Origin of the sequence: Janthinobacterium longum (assembly GCF_051380735.1) — a bacterium.
Taxonomy (GTDB): Bacteria; Pseudomonadota; Gammaproteobacteria; order Burkholderiales; family Burkholderiaceae_D; genus Janthinobacterium.
Genome location: NZ_JBNYXQ010000001.1, coordinates 834,572 through 859,685 on the forward strand (window position 1 = coordinate 834,572; position 25,114 = coordinate 859,685).

Here is a 25,114-nt window from a genome sequence, read left to right on the forward strand (position 1 = left end):
TTCAGTGCATGGAAATTACAGATGCAAACGGCCATCGCTGGTATCGTCCAGCGCGCGCAAGCCGCGGTTCGACAGGCGCTGTTCGCTGTCTGGCGCCGCACCGTCGAAGCACGCGCTGGCCTGCAAGAAAAACTCCTCGCCATTGCCAAGCACGATGCGGTAGCGCGGCGTGCCGTCTTCGTGCTTGATCGGAATGCGGCCAAATTCGTCGCTCAAGCCCTGCTCGACTTCGGCCTCGCCCTTGTACAGCGTGTACGGCACATGGGCGTATGGCGCGCCGTCGGCATGGGCCTGGATGGTGAGGTGCAACTGCCCCTCGACCGGCGCAACAGGCGGTTCAAGCTCCGGTTGTGGCCGGTTCTTGGGCGCCAGCGTTTCCAGGTTGCCATGAAACAGCGTTGGCGACGTGGTAAAAAACTGCACCTTGTCGCTGATTTCAAGCATGCAATCGGCGCCATGCAGGCGCACACCTTTGCGGCCGCGAATATGCACCCAGTCGGCCTGGCTGATCAGCTCCAGCACCTTGTTGGCGACGATCTCGACCGCATCGGTTTGCGCGGCAATCTGCACCGGCCCGGCTGCGGCGATCAGCTTCATGCCGGCCTTGTGGACGAACAGGCGCAATGCTGCACCGATGCTGGCAAACAGGCCACCGCCGGCCGCCATCGACAGGTTGCGCCCGGTAGTCAAGGCCGTGTCGTCGGCGCTGGCAATATGCGTCGATTGCGCACTGGTGGTTGCGATGCCAGCCGCGCTGGCCAGCACCAGATGCGGCTTCGATAATTCGGGAAACGCGTTTTCGCCACTGCCGGCGCCGCCCTTGATATCGGCATGCTGGGCTTTCAGCACATCGGCTGCAGCACCTTGCTGGGCAGCGCTTTCTTGCGCGCCGTAATGCTGCGCCATGGCGGCCAGCGCCTTGTGCCGTTCGGCAGCCTCGGCCAAGCGCTGCAAGCTTTCATCCATGCTTTTGATATGCGAAGCGGCGCCAGGGCGCGCTTCGGTGGTCAGCAACATGCCGCGCCCGGCGCGCGCCACGCCCCAGGCGTCCGACGCCAGTTCCCAGCCCTCTCCGCGCGCATCCTTGCGCCCGCTGGCGTCTTCGATGCGGGTGATGCAGCCGAGCGACAGTTGGCTATGCTGATGATCGCTATTCAGTTGCGCCTGGATGCGCTGATGCGTGTCGTCGAACACCAGCTGGTTGCCGCGCCTGCCATAGCCGCCGTCAGGCATCAGTTCGGCGCTGCGCCAGCCGCCGAGCATGGATTGCCCCGGCAAATCCCACGGCGGTGCGTGGTTGCCGTTGTACACCGCACCGACAATCACGGGATGGTCAATATTGCCGTTGAGAAATTGGATCAGCACTTCCTGGCCGATGCGCGGCAACGATATCTGGCCAAACGCCTGGCCCGCGCATGGCGTCATGACCCGTATCCATGGCGAACTGCCCGCGTCAAGCTTGCCCAGCCGGTCCCAGTGAAATTGCACCTTTACCCGGCCCAGCCCGTCGGTATGGATGGTTTCGCCCGGCGGCCCGGTGACGATCGCGGTCTGCACGCCAGGAAGCGCACAAGGCATGCTGTTGAACCGTCGCCCCGGATACCAGCGTATGCTCTTGCGGATGCAACTGAAACGGTTTTCATAATGCGACTTCGCGCCCGTCCCTGCCTGGTAATTGTTGCTGGCGACATGATCGACTGACAGGATCAGGTATTCGCGGGTGCGCATGTCCGGGCGCGCCGCTTCACCTCGGGCCGGCACGGATTGCCGGGCGCTGAAGTGGCCGCCCAGCGTGAAACTGCGCCCGGCCTGGGCGCAGCGGTGATTGCCACCGGCGTCGAAGTATTGCGCCTGGCAGGCAAGTTCCTCCAGACGGCGCTGCGCCAGCGCTGCACCAGCATCAATGTTGGCATAGCCATAGCCGCTGTCCTGATACAGTTCATGGGCAAACACGTCGCCCTGCTGGTGCAGCGCATGGCCGCTGGCGCGGCTGACATAAGGCTGCTTGTAGTTGAAGCTGGCCAGCGTAAGCGAGCCTGAGGCGATCTTGCGTATCGCCTGCCAATCGCGTATGCCATCGCACTCCAGCGAGCCGGCGCCGCTGCGAAACACCATCTCGTCGGGCACGCTGGCATGGCGGTCGCATGAGTCGATGCTGTCGGCCAGCCAGGTATTGTCGCCCAGACACAGCGTATGACCGTCGGCGCGATGTTCATACCAGTAATGGATGCCCTGGTCTTCCCAGCGCCGGTGCAGATGGTTGTAATCGGTTTCATTATACTGGTTGGCGCAGGTTAATATCGCTGTTTCCGCCTGCAGGCGGTTTTGCCAGTCGCGCTCCCAATAATGAGCGAAGGTGGTTTCGCTGATGTCAATGACCGTGCGGCCGTGGAACGAGACGTTGTCCATGCGCAGCCTGGAAAACGCCAGCCACGGTTGCAGCACCATCTGGTAGAACGCGAAACCGCCATCGCTGCGCAACAGGCGAAATTCGCCCACATAGCCATTAAAATGGCGCAGGCTGCCGTCATCGCGCACCATCGAAATGGTGACCATGCGTCCCATCATCGCTGTCAGGGGCAGGTGGAGATTGTCGGACAGCAGTTCGACGTCGAAACGGAAGTCGCGTGATATTTCCTCGTGCGCCCGCAAGCTGTTGACCAGCAGCGCCGTATCGGGCGGGCCGTCCTGGTGCGGAAAATCCATGCGCAGCAAGCGGCTTTCCTGCACGCCCTTGCCTGCTGCGAAAAGGCGCGCCAGATCGGCTGCCAGCCTGCCCTCATCCATATTGCCTCCTCCAGACTTGACGCCCCAGGTCATGCTAACCAGGGTGAACGCTGGCGTATTGAGGGAACTCAAGCTAGTTGCCCAGACGCAAAAAAGCCGCATCGGCCAGGTCGGCGGATGCGGCTTTGAGCAGTCGAAAATTACTTTTTCGCGGCTTTCGCGGCTTTCGCCACCTTCGGATACTTGATCGTCATTTCCGCCAGCAGGTTGTCGGCATGGTCGACTTCCTTCATTACCCACAGCATGTAGCGGATATCGAGGTGGATCGCGCGCGTGATGGCGGTGTCGAAGTACCAGTCCTTGGTGATCGATTCATAGGTCGAATCGAAATTGAGGCCGATCAGGTCGCCACGCTTGTTCATCACCGCCGAGCCGGAGTTGCCGCCGGTGGTGTCGGCACTGGTCAGGAAGTTGACCGGCACGGTGCCCAGTACAGGATCGCGGAACTGGCCGTAGCGTTTTTCCTTGACGGCATCTAACAGCGCCTGCGGTGCTTCGAACGGCGCCTTGCCGGTGACTTTTTCAACGATGCCTTCGACGGTGGTGAACGGTCCCTTGGACAGGCCGTCACGCGGCGAGTACGGCGAGACGGTGCCGTAGGTCACGCGCAGGGTCGAGTTGGCGTCCGGGTAGACCGGTTTGCCTTGCGACTGTTTCCAGGCGATGACCGCTTGCATGTATTGCGGAATCACGCGCTCGAGGTTGCCGTCGATTTCCTTGCGGCGATCTTCCAGCGAGGCAGCCACCGGCTGCAGCTTGATGGCCAGCTGCACGAAGGCGTCGTCGGACTGCTCGAAGGCTGCCTGGTCTTTTTCCAGCCAGGCCAGGCGCTTGGCGGTATCGGCCAGCTGCGTTTTCTGGTACAGGGCAGCCACCGCGTTCGGCGCCGGCAGCAGCGCGTCCAGGCCTTGCGGATGGCTCTTCGCGGCCAGCGCTGCGTAGCGCTTCAGGCCCGCTTCGAAACGCGCCTGGTCGACCTTGTTCACGTACGACTGCTCCAGGCGCGCCAGGCGAGCCTTGATGAAGGCCAGGTCGCGCTGCTGGTAGCCTGATTCGCGCTCGGCGTCGGGCTTTTTGCTTTCCAGCGCGTAGCGGTACAGCGAGCGAGCGCTTTTCAGCAGGTCGCTATTGGTCGCCACCGACCAGGCGAACTCTTCGTCGCTGAGCGCCATGTCGCTGGCAATCGCCGCGTCCAGTTCGGCCAGCAGGGTCGGCGACACGTTCGGCTGTTTCGCATACCAGGCGCGGAACTCGGCATCCTGCACGTCCTTGATGGCGGCGATGTCCTTGCGCGCGAAACCGTCGAGCAGGCCCTGGGTTTTCTTCAGCACATTGTTGATGCTTTTCACCACGCTGGCGTAGCGCACGCTGGCAGCGGCGTCGCCTTTGGTCGCGTCAGCCATCACGGCCAGGTCGGCCTGCAGTTCGGCGACTTTGAGCGGGAAGGCCGAGTCGCGTGCATAGCGGATCTCCGACGGCAGCTTGTAGCGGCTGGTGCGTCCCGGGTAGCCGGCCAGCAGGATGCCGTCGCCGTTCTTGATGCCTTCGGCCGACACCACCAGGAAGTCCTTCGAGTGGTAGGGCACGTTGTCCGGCGACGGATCGGCCGGGCGGCCGTCCTTGCCCACATAGGCGCGCAGGAAGGAATAGTCGCCCGTGTGGCGCGGCCATTCGTAATTGTCGACGTCGCCGCCGAAGTTGCCGATCTTGTCCGACGGCGCATACACCAGGCGCACGTCGCGTATCATCATCTGGCGGATACGGTAGTACTCGAGGCCGCGATGGAAGGCCGGCACCGAGCAGCGGTACATTTTGTCGGTCTCGCATTCGGCAATCAGATCCTTGATGCGTTTTTCCACCGCTTCGTGGCGTTCGCGGCCGCTCATTTGCGCGGTCAAATCTTTGAGCACGCGGTCGCTGACGTTTTCCACCTTGTCGGTGACATACACCAGGCTGTTCGGGCCGCCCGGCAGCTCGGCTGCGCGGGTCTTGGCCAGGAAGCCGTCGGTGATGTAATTGTGTTCGGGGGTCGAATTGCGCTGCACCGCGCCGTATGCGCAATGGTGGTTCGTTACCACCAGGCCGGCATTCGACACAAAGGCGGCCGAACAGCCACCGAGCGAGACGATGGCGCTCATCGGATGCTTGCTCAAATCGGCCAGCTTTTCAGCAGGGATCTCGATGCCGACACGTTTGAGTTCGGCTTTCAGCTGCGGCAGTTGGTGTGGTTGCCACTGCCCTTCGTCGGCTTGTACGCCGGCGAACGCACCCATCAGGGCGACTGGTAACACGATAGTCTTGAACAAGGTAGGCCTCCATAAAAAGCAGGCGAAAGTATAGCCTGTCCGGAGGGCATGAGTCGGCAAAAATTACTTCACGGTATTTTGTGTATCAAGCACACCACCCTGGGCTGGCATGCGCAGCGGCAACTGCAGCCACAAACGGCAGCCGCTTCCCGACGGCGGCGCGCCGATCTCGACCTGGCCGTCGAGCGCGCGCACCCGTTCGCGGAGGCCGATCAGGCCGAAACACTGCTTCTTGCGCTGCTGCTGGGCGGTAATGCCGACGCCGTTGTCGCTGATGCTCACGTACACGGCGCGCGCGTCCGAATGGAATTCCAGCTCGACTGCGCTGGCATGGGCATGGCGCATGACATTGGACAGCGCCTCCTGGACAATGCGAAACAGCGCAATCTCGACCTGGCTGCAAATCGCCGTGAACAGCGCTTCGTCGGCGATCCGCAACTGGCAGGCGATGCCGCTGCGCTTGCGAAATTCGCTCACTTGCCATTCGATGGCCGCCTGCAGGCCAAGGTCCAGCGCCATCGGCCGCAATTCGTTCATGATGCCGCGCACGCTCCTGATGGTCGTATCGACGTTCTCCAGCATGGCCGCCACCCGGCCATGCAGCCGCGGATGCGAATGTTGGGTGCGCGCGCCAAGCATGGAAATATCGATGCGCAGGGCCAGCAGGTTTTGCCCCAGCTCATCGTGGATATCGCGCGAAATGCGCTTGCGCTCCTCTTCCTTGACCGTTTCCAGGTGCAACGCCAACTGGCGCAACTGCGCATGCGACTGGCGCAGCGCGCCATCCATCAGCTTGCGTTCGGTAATATCGGTATGCGCCACCACCACCCGCAGCGGACCATCTCCCCTGAAGCGGCTGACCCTGGCATGCGACCAGTGCGCGCCGGTGCCGGTGACAAATTCATATTCGAGTTCAAAGGCATCGGCCTGGCCGGCGATCACGGCGCGGATACCGGCAGCGAGTTCGTGCCCGGCGCCGCGCTGCCAGCGTGGGTCCGTCTCGCAGAACAGCAGATAGGACAGTTCGCCTGCCGCATGGCTGGCAAATTGCATGCAAGCCTGGTTGGCATGCACCACACTGCCATGCTGGTCCAGCACCAGCACCCGGTCGGACAGCGAATCGATGGTGGCATGGAAAAACCGCTCGGCATCGCGCAAGGCTTGCTGCGCCAGTTCGCGCTGGTGCACTTCCTGCTGCAGGTGCTGGTTGGCGAGCAACAGTTCAGCCGTGCGCTCCAGCTCGTCGCCAGCAGCTTGCTGCGGACCAGGGTAATCGCATGGCAGTAGAAGTTGCAGCAACATGGCAGATCGCGTTGATTGACATGAATGAGAATAGACTGATTTCATGCGATTGTCGCACAGATCGCAGCCATATTGCGCAGCAAGCCCGGGACAGGCTTGCTGCATTTTTACGGCATTTGCGCTGCCTGCCAGCCGCCGCCCAGCGCCTGGATGAGGGCCACCGCCGTGGTCTGGCGGTCGGCCTGCGCCTGCACCAGCTGGCGCCGCGCCGACAAGGCCGTGACCTGCGCCGTCACCACATCGGTATAGCCGACCTGGCCTGCGTTATAGCGGTTCAGCATCTGCTGCTCGACTTCATCGGCGGCGCTGGATGCCTGGCGGCGCAAATCGATCTGTTCGGCCAGCGCGCGCGTGGCCGACAACTGGTCTTCCACCGAGCCAAACGCCGTCAACACGGTCTGGCGGTAGCTCGCCACGGCTGCCGCATGCCCGGCGCGTGCCGCGTCCACGCTGGCGGTGGTCGCGCCCGCATTGAACAGCGTCTGCGCGGCTGACAGGCCGAACGACCACAGGCTGGACGAGGCATTGAACAAATCGCCGACACGGCTGGCGCCGGAGCCATACGAACCGCTCAGGCTGAAGCTGGGATAATAGGCCGAGCGGGCAATGCCGATCTGCTCGTTGGCGAGCGCCACGCGACGTTCGGCGGCAGCGATATCGGGACGGCGCTGCAGCAAGGTCGATGGCACGCCGACCGGCACTTCCGGCACCGTGATGGTCCACGGCGCCACCACCAGGCTGAAATCTGACGGCGCGCGGCCCAGCAAAATGGCAATCGCGTGTTCGAGCTGGGCGCGCGCGCGCACCTGGCTCGACAGATCGATCTGTGCATTGGCCAGCTGCGTCTGCGCCTGCAGCAGATCGGACTTGGCCGCGATGCCTGAATTGAAGCGGTTGCGCGTGATGTCAAGCACGCGCTGATAGCCTTCGAGGGTCGACCTCAAGAGCGCGATCTGGGCATCGCTCTGGCGCAGCGAAAAGTAATTGGTGGCCAGTTCACCCTGCGCCGACAGGCGTGCGGCAGCCAGGTCGGCCGCACTGACCGAAGCACTGGCTTCAGCACTCGTCACGCCGGCGCGCAGGCGGCCCCATATATCGGGTTCCCACGACGCGCCCAGCGCCGCGCGATAGTTATTGCTGGTCTGCTGCTCGCCGCCACCGCCCGAGCGCGTGCCGCTGCCAGTAAGGCTCACGGTCGGAAACAGCGAGGCGCGCTGTTCGCGCACCAGAGCACGCGCCTGTTCATACGAGGCGACGGCGGCTGCCACGTTCTGGTTCGAAATATCGATGGCCTCGGCCAACTGGTTCAGCTGCGTGTCGCCAAACAGGGTCCACCAGGGACCGCGCTCGAGGGTATCGGCCGGCGCGGCAGGCTGCCAGCCGGCGGCCTCCTTGAACGCCACCGGCGCCGCAGTGGCCGGCACTTCATAGACGGGGCTGACCGCGCAGCCGGTCAGCAGCGCCAGGGTAGCGGCGGCGGCCAGCGCCAGCACGTGCTGCTGCAGACGTGCGGGAAAGGGGGACGTACGGTGTTTTACTTGACTCATGATTGTGTGCTCGGGTTATCTGGCCCAGGAATGCGGCTCAATTGCTGCTCGTCGGCGCTGCGCGTGCGCAGTTTGTCGAGCAGGATATAAACCACCGGGGTGGTCAGCAGGGTCAATAACTGGCTGGCAATCAGGCCGCCGATAATGGCAACTCCCAGCGGCTGGCGCAGCTCGGAGCCTTCGCCAAAGCCGATCGCCAGCGGCAAGGCACCAAGGGCGGCCGCCAGCGTCGTCATCAGGATGGGGCGGAAACGCAGCAGGCAAGCCTCGCGCACGGCCTCGATCGCCGTCAAGCCGCGCGAACGTTCCGCTTCCAGTGCGAAGTCGATAATCAGAATCGCATTTTTCTTGACGATGCCGATCAATAAAAACACGCCGATCAGGGCAATGATGGAAAATTCCATGCGGAACATCAGCAGCGCCAGCACCGCGCCGACGCCTGCCGACGGCAAGGTCGACAGCACCGTGATCGGATGGATCAGGCTTTCATACAGAATGCCCAGCACGATATAGATCACCACGATGGCCGCCAGGATCAGGAACGGCTGCTCCTTGTTGCTGTCCTGGGCGCTCTTGGCCGAGCCCTGGAAACTGCCGCGCACATTGACCGGCATGCCGATCTCCGACTCGGCCTGGGCCACGGCCGCCTGGCCGTCACTGAGGGTATAACCATCGGCAAGGTTGAACGACACGGTGGTCGCCAGTTCACCACCCTGGTGGTTGATCGCGGTGGCCGTCGAGCTTTCGGCAAAGCTGCTGAACGACGACAGCGGTACCATCGTCGCCAGAGTGGTGGACAGCGCCGTGCCGCTCGACGGATCGCGCGCGGCCGTGGTGTTCGAAGTGGTTGCGGTCACCGCCGAGGTGACGGCAGGCGTCGTGGTGGTGGTACTCGAGGTATTCGAGGTATTCGAGGTGGTCGCAGTCACCGCCGAGGTGGCGGCTGACGTGGTGGTGGTGGCGGCGGCCGCATTCGAAGCCGGCACATACACCGAGCGCAGCGCTTCCGGGCTTTGCGCATAGCGTGGCGCCACTTCCATGATCACGTGGTACTGGTTCAGCTCATCGTAGATGGTCGCCACCTGGCGCTGGCCGAAGCTGTTGTACAGCGCATTGTCAATGTCGCGTACCTGCACCCCCAGTTCGGTGGCGCGGTCCTTGTCGATGCTGACAAAGGTTTCCACCCCATTTTCCGCCTGGTCGGTATCGACATCGATCAGGGCCGGCTGCGACTTCATCTGGTCGGCCAGTTTCGCCGCCCATTTTTTCAGGTCGGCCTGGTTGTCGCTGATCAGGGTGTACTGGTAGGTCGAGTTGCTGGAACGCCCGCCCATGCGCAAGTCCTGCACCGGGTTCAGGAACAGCGAAATGCCGGTCACCTTGGCCAGTTGCGGGCGCAGGCGCGCTATCACGGCCTGGCCCTTGTCGGTGCGCTGGGAAGCCGGTTTCAGATCGATGAACATGAAGCCGCCCCCTGCCCGTCCGCCCCCCGTAAAGCCCACCACCGTGGCCACGGCCGGATCGGCCTTGATGATATCGACCAGCTGGCGCAGCTTGCTCTGCATGGCCTGGAACGAGATGCTCTGGTCGGCGCGCATGCCGCCATTGATCTGGCCCGTGTCCTGCTGCGGGAAAAAGCCCTTGGGCGCAGCCGCGAACAGATACACGTTCAGGCCGACCACGAATACCAGTATCGTCATCACCAGCGCGGCGCTCGACAGGGCCCAGTCCAGGCAGTGTTCATAGCCCTTCAACAGCTTGTCGAAACCGCGTTCGAACCAGCGTGCGATGGGACCCGGTTGTTTATGCTGTTCACCGCTTTTCAGCAGCCAGGCGCACATCATCGGCGTGGTGGTGAGCGAAATGACCAGCGAAATCATCACCGCAGCCGACAGGGTCACGGCAAACTCGCGGAACAAACGCCCCACCTGGCCGCCCATGAACAGCAGCGGAATAAACACCGCCACCAGCGACAGGCTGATCGACAAGACGGTAAAACCCACTTCGCGCGCACCGAGCAAGGCCGCCTTGAAGCGGTCCATGCCGGCCTCGATATGGCGCTGGGTGTTTTCCAGCACCACGATGGCGTCATCGACAACAAAGCCGGTGGCCACCGTCAGCGCCATCAGCGACAGGTTGTTGAGCGAAAAGCCCAGCATGTACATCACGCCGAAAGTGCCCAGCAGCGACACGATGGTGGCCACCGCCGGAATAATGGTGGCGCGCACGCTGCGCAGGAAAGCGCTGACCACCAGCACTACCAGCACGATCGACAAAATCAGGGTGAACTCGATCTCGTGCAGCGACGAACGGATGGAATTGGTGCTGTCCGAGGCCACCTGCAGCTTGATGTCGCCGGGCAGCTGCGCCTGCAATTGCGGCAGCAGCGCGCGCACGCCGTCGACCGTGGCGATCACGTTGGCGCCGGGCTGGCGCGTGATCAGCACGATCACGGCCGGGTCGCCATTGAACAGGCCCAGGGTATTGGTATTTTCGACGCCATCGACCACTTCGGCCACATCGTCCAGGCGTATCGCGGCGCCATCGCGCCAGGCCACGACCAGGCTGCGGTAATCGGCGGCACTGCGCCCGCCCGAGGCCGTGCTGGCGCCAGAATAAATCTGCAGGCTGCGCGCGTCGCCCGTCACCGCGCCCTTGGGGCGATTGGCGTTGCTGGCCTGGATCGCGGCGCGCACGTCTTCCATCGACACGGCATAGTGATTGAGCTGGTAAGGCAGCAGTTCGACGCGCACGGCCGGCAGCGAGCCGCCACCGAGTTCCACGTCGCCCACGCCCTTGACCTGGGCCACTTTCTGCTGCACCAGGTTCGATACGGCATCATAGATCTGGCCAGGCGTACGCGTCTTCGATGTGAGCGCCAGGATGATCACCGGCGCGTCGGACGGATTGGCCTTGCGGTAGGTCGGGTTGCTGCGCAAGGTGGCCGGCAGGTCGACGCGCGAGGCGGCAATCGCCGCCTGCACTTCACGCGCGGCCGCATCGATCTTGCGATTCAGGTCGAACTGCAGGTTGATGCGCGCCGAGCCGGTGCTCGACGACGAGGTCATTTCATTGACGCCCGAAATCACGCCCAGGCGCCGCTCCAGCGGCGTGGCGACCGACGACGCCATGGTGTCGGGGCTGGCGCCGGGCAGGCTGGCGCTGACCGAAATGGTCGGGTAGTCGACCTGCGGCAGCGGCGAGACGGGCAGCACGAAGAACGCGCCGATGCCCGCCAGCGCTATGCCGATGGTCAGCAGCACCGTGGCGATGGGCCGCTTGACGAATGGTCCGGACAGATTCACGCAGCGCTCCCCGCCGGCGGATGGTCACCGGGCTTGTCCAGGTTCACGCCGTCTTTTGGCTTGGCCGCGAAGCGCCGGCCCAGGCGGTCAAAGCCCAGGTAGATCACCGGCGTGGTGAACAGGGTCAGCACCTGGCTGACGATCAGGCCGCCGAAAATGGCCAGGCCCAGCGGACGGCGCAACTCGGCGCCCTCGCCCCAGCCCAGCATCAGCGGCACGGCCGCAAACAGCGCCGCCAGGGTGGTCATCAGAATCGGCCGGAAGCGCAGCAAGGCCGCCTGGTAGATCGCTTCCTGCGGACTCTTGCCCTGGTCGCGTTCGGCTTCGATGGCAAAGTCGATCATCATGATGGCGTTCTTTTTCACGATGCCGATCAGCAGGATAATGCCGATAATGCCGATCACGCCCAGGTCCTGCCCGGACACCATCAACGCCAGCAGCGCGCCGACGCCGGCCGACGGCAGGGTCGACAGAATCGTCAGCGGGTGGATATAACTTTCGTACAGCACGCCGAGCACGATATACACGCACACCACGGCCGCCAGTATCAGCCACAACTGGTTCGACAGCGAGTTTTCATATGCACCGGCCGCCCCCAGGAAAGTCATGGTCACGGAAGCGGGCAAGGCGATCTCGTGCGCCGCTTCGCGGATTGCATCGACCGCGCTGCCCAGCGCCACGCCCTTGGTGGTGTCGAAACCAAGCGTGGTGGCCGGGTATTGCGCCACGTGCGTGATCTGTAGCGGCGACTGCTTTTCGGTGATGGTGGCGAACGCCGACAGCGGCGTCGACTTGCCGGAACCGGTGCGCACCTGCAGCTCGCCCAGCTCGGCCGGCGTGGTGACGATGCCCGGCTGCGCTTCGAGAATCACGCGGTACTGGTTGGTCTCGGTGAAAATCGTCGAAATGATGCGCTGGCCAAAGGCGTTGTACAGCGCGTCGTCGACGGTGGCGGTGGTGACCGACATGCGCGCTGCGCTGTCGCGGTCGATCGCCACGTTGACAGCCGCGCCGGTGGCGCCGGCGTCAGTCGTCACATTGCGCAGCTGCGATTTTTCACGCATGCGCGCCGCCAGTTTGTTGGCCCACTCGGTCACTGCAGCCGTGCTGGCGCCTTCGAGCGAAACGCGGTATTGCGTCGGGCCCGATTCGGCATCGATGGTCAGGTCCTGCGTCGGCTGCAGATACAGCGTGACGCCGGCCACTTTGGCCACGCGGTTGCGCAGGCGGTCCATGATGTCGTTCTGATTGCCGCTGCGCGAACGTTTCAGGTTGATCAGCATGCTGCCGGTATGCAGCATGGTGTTGTTGGCTGCGTCCACGCCGACCAGGGAACTCAGGGTTTCCACGTCAGGGTCTTCCAGGATGGCGCTGGCGGCCGCCTGCTGCAGGCTGGCCATGCGTTCATACGAGACCGCTTGCGAGGTTTCGATGCGCGCCTGCAGTTGCCCCGTGTCCTGCGTCGGGAACAGGCCTTTCGGAATGGTGATGTACAGGATCACCGTCAGGATGAGCGTGGCCAGAGCAACCAGCAACGTCAGGCCCTGGCGCTTGAGCACCCACACCAGCGCATGGTCGTAGCGCACAATCACGCGGTCAAGGAACGCCTGGATGCGCTGGCCGGTGGCGCCGATCTTTTCATCGGCATGGCTTTTCAGCCAGCGCGCCGACATCATCGGCACCAGCGTCAGCGACACCACGGCGGAAATCAAAATGGTAATGGCCAGCGTCATGGCAAACTCGCGGAACAAGCGCCCCACCACGTCGCCCATGAACAGCAGCGGAATCAGGACGGCGATCAGCGAGACGGTCAGCGAGATAATCGTAAAGCCGATCTGCGACGCGCCTTTCAGGGCGGCGGCCATCGGCGTTTCGCCCTCTTCGATATAGCGGGCGATGTTTTCGATCATCACGATGGCGTCATCGACGACAAAGCCGGTGGCAATCGTCAAGGCCATCAGGGACAGGTTGTTCAGGCTGTAGCCGAGCAAATACATGACGCCGCAGGCGCCGATCAGCGAGATCGGCACCGACAGGCTGGCGATCACGGTGGCACGCAGGCTGTGCAAAAAGGCGAAGATCACCAGCACCACCAGCAGCACGGAAGCGAGCAATTCGAGCTCCACGTGTTCGACCGAGGCGCGGATGCCCGTCGTGCGGTCGCTCAGCACGTCAAGCTTCATGGCGGCCGGCAAGCTCGTTTGCAGTTCCGGCAGCAAGGCCTTGATGGCGTCGACCGTCTTGATCACGTTGGCGCCGGGCTGGCGCTGCACATTGAGGATAATCGCCGGCTGCTTGCCAGCCCAGGCGCCCAGGCGCGTGTTTTCGGCGCTGTCGACGACATTGGCCACGTCCTGCAGGCGCACCGGCGCGCCGTTTTTATAGGTGATGATCAGGCGCTTGTAGTCTTCGGCCGTGACCAGCTGGTCGTTGGCGTTGATCGTAAACGAGCGCGTTGGGCCGTCGAAACTGCCCTTGGCGCTGTTGACGTTGGCCCCCGCAATGGCGGTGCGCAGCGTATCGAGTCCCAGGCCGTACGAGGCCAGCAATTTGGTGTCGCCCTGGATACGCACGGCCGGGCGCTGGCCGCCCGACAGCGATACCAGTCCCACGCCGTCGACCTGGCTGATTTTCAGCGCCAGGCGCGTGTTGACGATATTTTGCACTTGCGTGAGCGGCATAGTGTCGGACGTAATGGCGAGCGTCAGCACCGGCGCGTCAGCCGGATTGACCTTGGCGTATACAGGCGGCGCCGGCAGGTCGGTCGGCAGCAGCGAGCCGCCCGCATTGATCGCCGCCTGCACTTCCTGCTCGGCCACGTCGAGCGTCTGACCCAGGGTGAACTGCAGGGTGATGATGGACACGCCGGCGGCACTGGTCGAACTCATGCGCTGCAGGCCGGCCATCTGACCGAACTGGCGCTCCAGCGGCGCGGTGACGGTCTGGCCCATGACTTCGGGGCTGGCGCCCGGATACAGCGTCTGCACCTGGATGGTCGGGAAATCAACCTGCGGCAAGGCCGCCAGCGGCAGGAACTTGAAGCCCACCATCCCGGCCAGCACGATGGCCAGCATCAGCAGCGCAGTAGCAACTGGCCGCTTGATGAACGGGGTCGATGGACTCATTGCGCCGCACCCTTCGCTGGCGCGGCAGCCGGAGCAGCAGGAACAGCAGGGGCGGCGGCTGGCGCCGACGATGCCTGGCCAGCCGCAGCGCCCTCGGCGTGCTTGCGGTGCTGGCGGTGTTCGCCGTTCGCGCCACGGCCACCTTGGCCCTGCGCGGCAGGCTTGTCGCCGGCCAGGGTGACTTTCGCACCTTCCTTCAGGCGGTCGGCGCCTTCGGTGATCACCTTCTCGCCCGCTTCCAGGCCGGCGCGAATCTCCACCATGTCGGTGGTGGCCTGGCCGCGTGTGACGATCCGTACGGTGACGGTCTTGTCCTCTTTCAGCACATAGACAAAATCGCCGTTGTTACTGTGGCGCAGGGCCGTGACGGGCACCAGCACGGCGCCCGTGATATTGCCCATCTCCAGGCGCACATTGACGAACTGGCTGGGGAACAGCGCCATCTTGTCGTTGGCATAGCGGGCCTTGGCGCGCACGGTGCCGGTCTGTACGTCAACCTGGTTGTCGAGCGCCGTCAAGCTGCCTTTATCGAGCGTAATGCTGCGCGTGCGGTCCAGCGCCAGCGCCGGCAGCGCGACGTTCTGCGCCTGGCGTTCCTGGATGGTCTGCACCTTGTCTTGCGGGATGGCGAACTGCACGTCGATCGGCGACAACTGCGTCACCACCACCACGCCGCCGGCGTCGCCGGTGCTGACCAGGTTGCCGATATCGACCACCTTCAGCCCGGCACGGCCGCTGATCGGCGAGACTACCTTGGTGTAGCCCAGGTTCAGCCGCGCCGTGCCTTCGGCGGCGCGGTCGGTCATGACGGTGCCTTCAAGCTGCTTCACCAGTGCGGCCTGGGTGTCGACGTCCTGGCGGGCGATCGAATCCTGGCCCAGCAGGGTCTGGTAGCGCTTCAGGGTCAGGCGGGCGTTTTCCAGCTGCGCTTCATCGCGCTGGCGCTGGCCGGTAGCCTGCATCAGCGCCATCTCGAACTGCGCCGGGTCGATCAGCGCCACCACCTGGCCGGCCTTGACCATCGCGCCTTCCTTGAAGCGCAGCTCCTTCAGGATGCCCGACACCTGCGGACGTACCGTGACGGTGGATGCGGCAGTGACCGTACCGAGTGCATCGAGCACCACCGGCAAGTCCGATTTGACGGCAGTTGCCACACCCACCGTGGTCGACGGACCGCCACGGCGACCGCCGGGACCACCAGGGCCGCCTGGCCCACCCGGACCCATGGCGCCGGCGCCGCCTGGCGCGCTGGCGCCCGAGTGCGTCAGATACCATGCGCCGCCGCCCAGGGCGGCCATCACGGCCAGGGCAACCACGGTACCGACGATCTTGGAGCGGCGGCTGCGCCGTACTGGTGGGGGTGTCATCTGCGAATCCATCGCTTATCCTTTTATGAGCCGCTGGCACGGCGTAGCTATTGGCGCCCACCGAGTTGATTCACTCTGGCAGGCGCTTGTTTTTCGGGTATTTTTTACAAGATTAACGGAGAATCAAGAGCTGAAAATCAGCTGAAAAAACATCGTTCTCCATCGAGCGAGGACTCTAGCATAGTCATGTAACTGTTTCATTTCTATCTGAAACAATTGCAGACAGAAACAAGGCATCCAGCCTGCGCCAACACTCGCAAGTATCAGGCTTTCAAGGGAGAGCGCATCAGGGCCAACAGCGACTGGCAGATACAAACTCGCTACAAATCTCTGGCCACCTTTACTTGCCTTTACAGGCGCCCAATAAAAACAAGCCGGACAAAGCCGGCTTGAGGGGTTGAAGCGAATGTCGTAACACTTGAATCTTCAGGGTGGGACTTGCTTCATGAGCACGCGAAGCACTATGCCAGTGCCCCAGACGCCAGCCCAGGCTCTCGGGCCAAGCGGACCCGAAATTAATCAGTCTACTTCCCACCCATCGGATCAGTACACAAGCAATGCGTCAACGCCATGAAGGGCTTCTGTTCCCGCGTAATCGAGGACAACCAGCTCAGGTCACTGGCAATCCCCAGCGCCGCTTGCGGTGGCAGGCCGGTGGAGGCCAGGCCCAGCTTCACATGCTCACCCAGGCCCAGCGACGCCATCGCTTTCGAGCCAAACATGCCCAGCAATTTATCGACGGGCGACATGTCCTGCTCCATGTAGGCGACGCGGTAATCGGCGCCCAGGTTCGCCCGCTTGGCGGCCGAAGCGAGTGCATCGCGGTAGCTGCCGATGCGGTCGACCAGGTTACGGTCTTTCGCCTGCAGGCCGGTCCACACGCGGCCCTGCGCCACTTCATTGATTTTCTCCGGCGTGGTCTTGCGCGCCTTGGCGGCGATGTTGATAAAGTCGCCGTACACATGGTTGATCGAACCCTGTATCACTTGCGCAAAGCGCGGATCGAGCGGGCGCAGCGGGTTGCCGGCATCGGCCAGCCAGGTTGTCGGTGCGCCGGCTGTGTGGATGCCCAGCTTGTCGATGACTTTTTCGGCCGTCGGCAGTATCGCGAACACGCCGATCGAACCGGTGATGGTGGCCGCGTCGGCAATCACTTCGTCGGACGAGGTGCTGATCCAGTAGCCGCCGGAAGCGGCCACGTTGCCCATCGAAACAACGACTGGTTTACCGGCGGCGCGCGTCAGTTCCAACTCGCGGCGTATCAGTTCCGAACCGAAGGCACTGCCGCCGGGCGAATCGATGCGCAGCACGACGGCCTTGATGGCTTTGTCTTCGCGCGCCTGGCGAATCAGGCGCGAGGTGGACAAGCCCCCGATGGCACCGGCCGGCGCCACACCGTCACCGATTTCACCGGAAGCGATCACCACCCCGACGGCGTCGCCCATCATCGCCGGATGCAGGCGGGCCAGGTAGTCGCTGTAGTTGACGCGGCGGAAGCTGTTGCCGTCTTCATCTTTGGCGCCACGCGTCATCATCAACTGGCGAATTTCGTCACTCGTTTTCAGGCCGTCAACCAGCTTGGCGTTCAAGGAAGCCTTGGCAATATCGCCGCCAGTCGCTTCCAGCAGTTGCGGCAGGTTGTTGATCGAGGCCATGATAGCGCCGGCCGGCAGCTTGCGCGCCTTTTCCACTTCGGTGGTGTAGGTGGTCCACAGGCCGTCGTTCAGGTAACGGTCCGCCTCGGCCGCCGCATCGGACGGGCCATTGGCGATAAACGGCTCGGCAAAGCTTTTGTAGGTACCCACTTTCAGCAGGTTGACCGTGACGCCGACCTTGTCGAGCGCATCGCGGTAGTAATTGCGGTAGCGGCCAAAGCCTTCGAGCATTACGCCGCCCATGGGGTGGACGAATACTTCATCGGCTTTCGAGGCCAGCAGGTACTGGCGCTGGTTATAGCTCGCCCCCCAGGCCGTGACCTTCTTGCCGCTGGCGCGGAAGCGCTCGATGCCGGCCGCCACTTCGCGCAAGGACGCCAGGCCGCCGCCTTCGAGCTCATCGAGCTGCAGCACCATCGCGCCGATATTCTTGTCTTTGGCAGCGCTGTCCAGCACGGCCAGCACGTCGCGCAGCTGCACGGACTTTTTCACTTCGCCGCTGACATTGGCCAGCACCGCTTCGCGCACGCCACCCGGCGTTTCTTCCACCAGCGGGCCTTGCAGGTTCAGCACCAGTGTGGTCTTTTCATGCAGCGTCTTGGCGCCGCCGCCGAAGATGGCGATCAGGATGGCGATCACAATCAGCAGGAAAATCAGGTTGAACACGGCGCGGCGCGTGGCGTCGAGTGCACGCCAGAAGGCGCCGAAACCGCGACGCAGCGGAGGAAACGGGTTGAGTGACATTGATTGATGCTCCGTAGAGGGTGAGCTGAAAAAAAATCAATATAACTGAAACCGCCTCAATAGTCTTGTCCTGGCAACTGCGCCCTGCCCTTTTGCCTTGGCGTGGAGATCAGAAACAGCCCTGCCAGTACCAGCGCGCCGTTCAATATCAGCAGTTCCAGGCCGATGCGGTAATGCGCAAACAACCGCGCCTGTTCCTGCTCGATCAGAGCACACAACAGCGGCCCGGCCACCGCCACCAACGGCACCCAGCGGTCGCGCACGCCGCGCCGGCTGAGCAGGCCAAACGCGAACAGCCCCAGCAGCGGCCCATAGGTATAGCTGGCCAGCTTCAAAATCACCACGATCATGCTGGGGCTGTCCATCCACTTGAAGGCCATTACCAACAGCAGGAACAGCGCGCCAAAACCCAGGTGTACGCGGCGGCGCCAGCGCATCTGCGTGGCTACATCCAGCTCCGGCCTGCGCTGCAGGCCCAGGATATCGATACAAAAAGTGGATGTGAGCGCCGTCAGCGCACCATCGACGCTGGGGAACAGCGCAGAAACAAGGGCAATAAAAAAGATCAGTTGCACAATCGCCGGGAAGTGCCCGAGTACTACCGCCGGAAACAGTTTATCGCCCGTCGCGGTAACACCGACCAGCGGCGCATACAGATGCAGCAGGCCACCAAGAAACAGAAACAGCAGCAGCACGCAGGTCAGCACCACGGTGAGGCTGAGCATGTTCTTTTGCGAGTCACGCAAGGTGCGCACCGAAATATTCTTCTGCATCATCTCCTGGTCCATGCCCGTCATCGCTATCGTGATAAACATGCCGGCCACGATATGCTTCCACACATAGGCCGGGCTGTCCGGATCCAGCGTGAACACCCGCGCCAGCCCTTGCGAGCGCATGCGTTCCAGGCTGTCGAGCACGGAAAGATCCATCTCGCGCAGCAAAAACACGCTGCAGATCACCAGCCCGGCCAGCATGCAGGCCGTCTGCAAGGTATCGGTCCAGACGATGGTCTTGACGCCGCCTTCATAGGTGTACAGCAGGATCAGCAACATCACCACGGCAGCCGTGGCCCAAAACGGCACGCCAAGACTGTCGAGTATCGTCGCCTGCAAAATATTCACCACCAGATACAGCCGCGCCGTCGCCCCCAGCAAGCGCGACAGAATAAAAAACGCCGCCCCGCTCTGGTAAGAACGCCGCCCCAGCCGCAGCTCCAGATAGCGATAAATCGACGTCAATTGCAAGCGGTAATACAGCGGCAGCAAGATAAACGTGATCGCCAGGTAACCCGCTACATACCCGATCATCAGCTGCACATAGCCCAACCCATTGCTGCCCACCGCCCCCGGCACACTGATAAAAGTCACCCCCGTCAGCGTGGTGCCCACCATGCCAAACGCCACCAGCATCCAGTTGCTGTCCTTATTACCGATAAAAAAGCTCTCATTGGTGGCGTGACGGGAGGTGCGCCAGGCAACGGCCAGCAGTATCAGGAAATAGGCAAGGACGACGGAAAACAGGATGGCGGGGGACATGGAAGCGCAGGCAAATGGACAGGGGCGTGAATATACAGCAAAGGGAGGAATGCTTGCGGCGGGTGGGTGGATGATACGTTTGAAGCTCTCAAAGCTTCTAACGTAGCTCGCGCAGCCCTGCATTCATGCCGGTTTTAAGCGGACATCCCAGCGGGTGTGATGGGAAATGAGGTGGCTGCACACCGAAAATTGCTGTCACAGCGTAGTTGGCATCGATGGATCACGACAAAGCTATACGTCATCCATCAATTCGCTTTCGGCCAAAAGCAGCAGTCTTACGTCTACAAGGAAGCAACCAAGATAAAGTATTCACTGGCAGGAAGTTCACTGCGGATGTTGCATAAGTTCAATAGTGTGGCCGTCAGGTCCTCGGGTGTAGACCATGATTGTTCCGCTAGGCGCGGTTTGTGGTTCGCCGGTTGCCGTCCATCCATAAGGGGCCATGCGATTTAGCATTGCGTAAAGATCAGTCACGGCAAACGTCAAATGAGCCGAACCGACGTCGCATGGACGTTGTTTCAAAACCACTCGGTCTTCCGGTGAGTCGTACTCAATCAGCTCAACTCTATATCCATCAGGCCCCTCCAGGAGAGCATTTCTTAAATAAGCCCCCGACACACCGACCACTTGTTCCATCGCATGCCCACCGCCAAGCTCTTTGCGGTACACGAGTTGAAAGCCGAGAACTTCAGTCCAGAAATCAAGTACGCCGTCGATCGACGCGACTGTCAGCCCAGTGTGCTCGGTGCGCAATACGGTAGAGGTTTGGTCGTTCATAGGTGCATCCCGTTCTAAGAGTCGAGGCCGCAGATTTATGCGAGAGTTAAGAATCCGGTCTGGACTTCCCCCATTACTTTAACAGATGAGCGTTTGGGGCGGCCAGTCGCTTGTGACTTTTTGACGCAAGGAGTCGCCGGCCTTCGTGCTTCAGCAACAAAAACATGGGTTTGCTGGTACTACTCTTCGGACAAAATGACAAACCCTCCAACAAACGGACAGTTAGCTTGTAGAGCAGGCATCACAGCGCATCAGCAGCTTTTTCGACTCGAAGTGGGGTCGAAAATGTGATGGCGCGTAACTTGTTGATTAAGGTGGCGTTTTGGTGTGATCGCAGGCTCATGCGCTTAGAAGCCGCATGAACAGTGGATCTTGGCGAGGTGGAGGGGCTTGGGAAGATTCTAACGTACTGACGGAATCCTTGCGTCCGTACGAGTCTGAGGCGCGTTGCCAGCAAATTCTGGCAAAAATGTGACATGTCGTACCGGATAGCGGCAAAGCTACAAACCGGATACGGCATATCCTGCGCATAGAGGCAATGCAGTGGGATCTCATAAAGCAAACAACTAGTTACCTGTCCACCTCATGACCCCACTTTTCCCAAAAGGCACGCTCAAACAGAGGCACTAATATGCAAAAGCGCCCGCCTCCTTACGAAGACGGGCGCCATTACTTGCGCTTCCGGCTTACACCGGCGTCAAATAAAATACGTTATTTCGACAGCTTCACCTGCGTCAACTCCGCCGTCAGATAGCCAACCGCGCCACTGAACTTGTTGTTGTAGTTGGTGTTGATCATGATGTTGATCTGGTCTTTCAGCGCCGATGGCAGTGACGGGAAGCGGTTCCATTCGTCGCCAGGGTGCTGGAAGTTGCTCATCACGTAGGTCCAGCCGTTGATTTCGTCAACCGCATGCAGGCCGGTCGATTCTGCGCCGGCCGGGCACGACAGCAGGCGGTCGAGTTTCTTGGTGTCGACGTTGTAGCCCCACAGGAAGTTGTTCAGGTGGTTGCCGCTGTCTTCGCCGATAAACAGGGTGCGCAGTTTTTCCGAGAATTTCAGGTTGTCGGGGCTGGCGATCTTGTCCGGGTTGGCGGTGTTGCCCAGGGCGTCGCCGGTGATGTCTTCGCCGGCGATCAGCACGCTCGATTCGCTCGGTACCCATTCGCTGTCGATGGCAGCACCGGTGTCGTCCTTCTGGCCGCCGGCCAGCTTGTGCGACACGACGGCGCCTGCTACCAGTTTCTTGAACTTGACGTTATTGGCGGCCACATAGCCCGAACCGCCTTCGACCATCGAATCCTGGATATTGGCGTAGGCCGAGTAGGCAATCTTGTCCTTGGCGTTGACGGTCGTGCCTTCGTTCTTGGTGAATGCCATGCTGCCGCCCTTGAGGGCCGCGTAGCGGTGGGTTTCCAGGAAAGCAGCGGCTTTTTCCATGCCGGCCTTGACGCGGACCCAGGCGGTTTTCTTGTTCAGCACGATCTTGGTGTAGCTGGCGTCGTTCGGATCGGTCAGGGTCGAATCCATGATGTCGGTGGCCTTGATGCCACCGTCGACCAGCGCCTTGATCTCGGCGTGCGTTGCACGGCCCAGCTTGACCCATTGCAGCTTTCCGGTGGTGGTTTCGGTCAGCTGGGTCGTGTATTTGGCAACATACAGCGTGCCGCCTGACGCCAGGTCGGCGGCCTTGTCGGCCACGAACATGAACAGGCCGCCGTTGGTGTAGTCGTCGCCGCCCAGGATGGTGCGCTGGTCGGGCATCACCTGCACCAGTTCGCGCGAGTAGCGGCCCAGGCAATAGTGCTTCTTGATACTGCCGGTGCCGTCCGGGTTGACGGAAACCTCTGGCAGGTGGCCATAGTCATACGGATTGGCGGTAGCCGCATTGCCGAACACGTTGGTGCTGAATTGCTTGAGCACGGCCAGCGACTGGCCACCCAGGCCCTGGTCGAAGGCGTCCGGTTCGTACTCTTCGCTCGACAAATGGGTGTTCCATGGCGACAGGCTGGCGCCGCAGGTAATCCACAGGCCCTTGACGGACGAGGTATCGACGTTATGGTATTTCACCATCGACAGCTTGCCGGTGGTCTGGTCCTGGTCCAGCGTCAGCACGGCGATCGGCGAAGGCAGCGTGCCATAGGTGGATGCGCCGGCCTGGTTCAGCGAGTTGTATTCAAACTGCACCACGGCAAACACGGCCTTGCCCTTGATGCCGGTGACGGTAGGGTTGGCCACCGTCATCATCGAGCTGCCATCTGGCGAATCGGAGAAGAACTGGCGCTCCCTGCCCGGCACCGAAGCGTCGATAATCGGCTGGTTCTTGATATCGTAGTAGCCGCCTGCAATCATGGTACCGCCCTTGCCGTCTGGTACGCGGTCGCCGGTCAGGAAGAAGGGCTGGTAGGCCAGGTTATAGCTGTTGCTGCTGCCATCGCTGAAGTTGACCTTGAGTTTGGAGCCGACGGTGGTGGTGGCCAGTGCGGCCGGCGAACTGGCAGTGGGCGCGGCCATGCCGGTAAATTCTGCCGTGGTAAAAGTGGCGACCGGCGTGCCTGGGACCGGCGTGGTCACCGGTGGCACATCGTTATCCGAGCTGCCGCCGCAACCGGACAGGAAGGCGCTGACACCGGTCAGGCCAGCCAGCGGCAACATTGGGGCGCCGGCAAACAGTTGCAACAGGCGACGACGGGTGGACTCAGGAGCATAATTCGACATTTTTTGTTTCTTCCGTTATAAATAAATATCGTTGGACAGACCATCTTGAAGATGAAGCCGTAGCATAAACGACAAATATTTCAGCTTGATGACCAGGCCGCTGGCGTGGCCGATATGCTGGACAGAAAGACACACTGGAATGGGCAAATGAACTCGGAAAAACTGGCGCTGCTGCTGACGCGCGAAATGCCATACGGAAAATACAAGGGACGGCTGCTGGCCGACCTGCCGGGCCACTATCTGGGCTGGTTTGCGCGCGAGGGTTTCCCCTCGGGCGAGCTGGGCAGCTTACTGGCGCTGATGTACGAGCTGGACCACAACGATCTGCGCGGCCTGCTCGATCCCCTCAGGCCACGCCGTGAACCTTAAAACTGGCGCACTTTTTTTGCCAGCATGGTCGACAGCTCGCCGGACGTGACCAATGCCTGCAGTTCGCTGGCGCCGCCAACGAGCACGCCGTTGACAAAGACCATCGGAAACATCGGCCAGCCGCTCCACATTTTCAGTGCATTGCGGCGATGCCACTGGTTGAAATAGCTGCCGTATTGCAAATATTGGTAAGGCGTGCCGAGCACATCGAGTATCTTGCGGGCCTTGCGCGGAAACGGATTGAGCGCCATGCCGACCACTACCACCTGATGCGCGGCAATCGCGGCCTGCACTTCGCGCACGATATCGCCATGCTTGCTGCCGATCAGCGGGCGGGCGGCAGGATGGATCTGGGTTTCGTCGAGGATGGCGCGGGTCATGGAAGTCCTGAAAGAGGCACCTGGGGTGCGAATGGCGCATTGTGCCATGAAGGCGGCGCCGGCGAGCATTTACGCTGCCTGCAGCCTGACTGTAAAGCGGCTGCCCTTGCCCTGCCCTTCGCTGCAGGCCTCGACGCTGCCGCCGTGCAGCAGCACCAGCGCCTTGACCAGCGACAGGCCCAGCCCCAGGCCGGCTCCCTGGCGCAGCGGCGACTTGTGCACCTGCGCATACAGATCGAAGATGTTGCGCAAGTTTTCTGCCGGGATACCGATGCCGTTATCGGTCACGGCGAGCTCGACCATGCCGCCCTGCTGGCTCACCTCGATCGCAATCGCGCCACCGATATCGCTATAGCGCACCGCATTGCCGAGCAGATTGCCGACCACCTGGACCAGGCGCGTGTGATCACCATTGACGGCAGGAACGCCGTCGGCAATGTGCACGGTCAAGCGTTGCGCCTTGGCCGCCAGGCCTGATTGCAACTGCTCGGCTGCCTCGGCAACCACGGCACTGATCTCGACACGCTGTTGATTGAGGCTGATTTCGCCACGGCCGATGCGCGACACATCGAGCAGTTCTTCGGCAATATGGCTCATGTGCACCATCTGGCGCTGGATCAGTTGCGCAAACTCGGCCGTGCGGCCATGGTCGAAAGCTTTTCTTTTCAGTATTTCGGCCGCATTCGTGGCGGCCGCAATCGGGTTGCGCAATTCATGGGCAACGGTGGCAAGGAAGGCGTCCTTGCGCAGATCCGCTACGCGCAGGGCCTGGCGCGCCAGGAACAATTCGCTGACATCGCGCGATACCACCATCACTTCCCTGACGGCGCCAAATGCATCGAACACCGGACTGGTCACTACGTCCCACCAGCGCGGCGTGCCCTGGGCAGTGGGGCAAAATGCATGGAATTTCTTGATCTGGCCCATCCTGGCCGAGTCGAATGCATGCTGCGCCAGAGCCTGCGTATCTTCAGGCCAGATGCTCCACCAGACGGCGCCCGCAAGTTGCTCGGGCGTGTCGAGTTCGAGCGCAATCACGCCACCCGCGTTGAGCTGCAGCAAGCGCCCTTCCAGGTCGAGCACTTTGATACAGTCGGCAGAACTGGCAAACAGGTCGCGGTTCAGTTCTCCATCATATCCGGAGTAGCGGGCACAGCTTGATTCAGGCATGGGGAGGTGTTCCAGGTCGCATGGCAA

Annotated in this window: 14 protein-coding genes; 1 reads left to right on the top strand and 13 read right to left on the bottom strand. The window is 62.0% G+C overall.

Annotated elements, in window-relative coordinates; genetic code table 11:
* Nucleotides 1-15: 15 nt before the first annotated feature.
* The 11 genes from ACQ4WM_RS03820 to ACQ4WM_RS03870 all read right to left on the bottom strand — a co-directional run bounded on the left by ACQ4WM_RS03820 (nt 16) and on the right by ACQ4WM_RS03870 (nt 23,168).
* The gene (locus ACQ4WM_RS03820) at nt 16-2,787 is read right to left on the bottom strand and encodes a type VI secretion system Vgr family protein (RefSeq protein WP_436545372.1); all 2,772 of its coding nucleotides are present in this window, start codon (nt 2,785-2,787) and stop codon (nt 16-18) included.
* A gap of 140 nt (nt 2,788-2,927) precedes the next feature.
* On the bottom strand, nt 2,928-5,093 hold the full coding sequence (locus ACQ4WM_RS03825) for a S46 family peptidase (RefSeq protein ID WP_436545373.1): 2,166 nt from the start codon (nt 5,091-5,093) through the stop codon (nt 2,928-2,930).
* A 63-nt stretch (nt 5,094-5,156) separates the two neighbouring features.
* Nucleotides 5,157-6,395: a PAS domain-containing sensor histidine kinase gene (locus tag ACQ4WM_RS03830; RefSeq protein ID WP_436545374.1), complete on the bottom strand. Its 1,239-nt coding sequence runs from the start codon at nt 6,393-6,395 to the stop codon at nt 5,157-5,159.
* A 107-nt stretch (nt 6,396-6,502) separates the two neighbouring features.
* Entirely contained in the window at nt 6,503-7,942 is a 1,440-nt protein-coding gene (locus ACQ4WM_RS03835) for an efflux transporter outer membrane subunit (RefSeq protein ID WP_436545375.1), read from the bottom strand.
* The gene (locus tag ACQ4WM_RS03840) at nt 7,939-11,247 is read right to left on the bottom strand and encodes an efflux RND transporter permease subunit (RefSeq protein WP_436545376.1); all 3,309 of its coding nucleotides are present in this window, start codon (nt 11,245-11,247) and stop codon (nt 7,939-7,941) included. Before ACQ4WM_RS03840 ends, ACQ4WM_RS03835 begins: the two co-directional genes overlap by 4 nt.
* Complete coding sequence (locus ACQ4WM_RS03845; RefSeq protein ID WP_436545377.1) at nt 11,244-14,372, bottom strand: efflux RND transporter permease subunit; 3,129 nt, start codon at nt 14,370-14,372, stop codon at nt 11,244-11,246. The genes ACQ4WM_RS03840 and ACQ4WM_RS03845 overlap by 4 nt, the downstream gene beginning before the upstream one ends.
* Nucleotides 14,369-15,751, bottom strand: coding sequence for an efflux RND transporter periplasmic adaptor subunit (locus ACQ4WM_RS03850; RefSeq protein ID WP_436545378.1), 1,383 nt, complete (start codon nt 15,749-15,751; stop codon nt 14,369-14,371). The genes ACQ4WM_RS03845 and ACQ4WM_RS03850 overlap by 4 nt, the downstream gene beginning before the upstream one ends.
* Before the next feature lie 512 nt (nt 15,752-16,263).
* Entirely contained in the window at nt 16,264-18,138 is a 1,875-nt protein-coding gene (gene sppA / locus ACQ4WM_RS03855) for a signal peptide peptidase SppA (protein ID WP_436545379.1), read from the bottom strand.
* A gap of 56 nt (nt 18,139-18,194) precedes the next feature.
* The gene (locus ACQ4WM_RS03860) at nt 18,195-19,673 is read right to left on the bottom strand and encodes a sodium:solute symporter (RefSeq protein ID WP_436545380.1); all 1,479 of its coding nucleotides are present in this window, start codon (nt 19,671-19,673) and stop codon (nt 18,195-18,197) included.
* Nucleotides 19,674-19,997: 324 nt separating this feature from the next.
* Entirely contained in the window at nt 19,998-20,450 is a 453-nt protein-coding gene (locus ACQ4WM_RS03865; protein WP_436545381.1) for a VOC family protein, read from the bottom strand.
* 711 nt (nt 20,451-21,161) lie between these two features.
* A complete protein-coding gene (locus tag ACQ4WM_RS03870; RefSeq protein WP_436545382.1) occupies nt 21,162-23,168 on the bottom strand; it encodes a PhoX family protein in 2,007 nt (668 codons plus the stop codon).
* A 147-nt stretch (nt 23,169-23,315) separates the two neighbouring features.
* On the opposite strand from ACQ4WM_RS03870, the gene ACQ4WM_RS03875 reads away from it, so the two are divergent.
* A complete protein-coding gene (locus ACQ4WM_RS03875) occupies nt 23,316-23,537 on the top strand; it encodes a DUF3820 family protein (protein ID WP_436545383.1) in 222 nt (73 codons plus the stop codon).
* Here the strand turns inward: ACQ4WM_RS03875 and ACQ4WM_RS03880 are convergent.
* Together ACQ4WM_RS03880 and ACQ4WM_RS03885 are read right to left on the bottom strand one after the other, a co-directional pair.
* A complete protein-coding gene (locus ACQ4WM_RS03880; RefSeq protein ID WP_436545384.1) occupies nt 23,534-23,917 on the bottom strand; it encodes a glutaredoxin domain-containing protein in 384 nt (127 codons plus the stop codon). The two genes, ACQ4WM_RS03875 and ACQ4WM_RS03880, sit on opposite strands and share 4 nt — an antisense overlap.
* A 69-nt stretch (nt 23,918-23,986) precedes the next feature.
* Entirely contained in the window at nt 23,987-25,087 is a 1,101-nt protein-coding gene (locus tag ACQ4WM_RS03885; RefSeq protein ID WP_436545385.1) for a PAS domain-containing sensor histidine kinase, read from the bottom strand.
* Nucleotides 25,088-25,114: the final 27 nt, after the last annotated feature.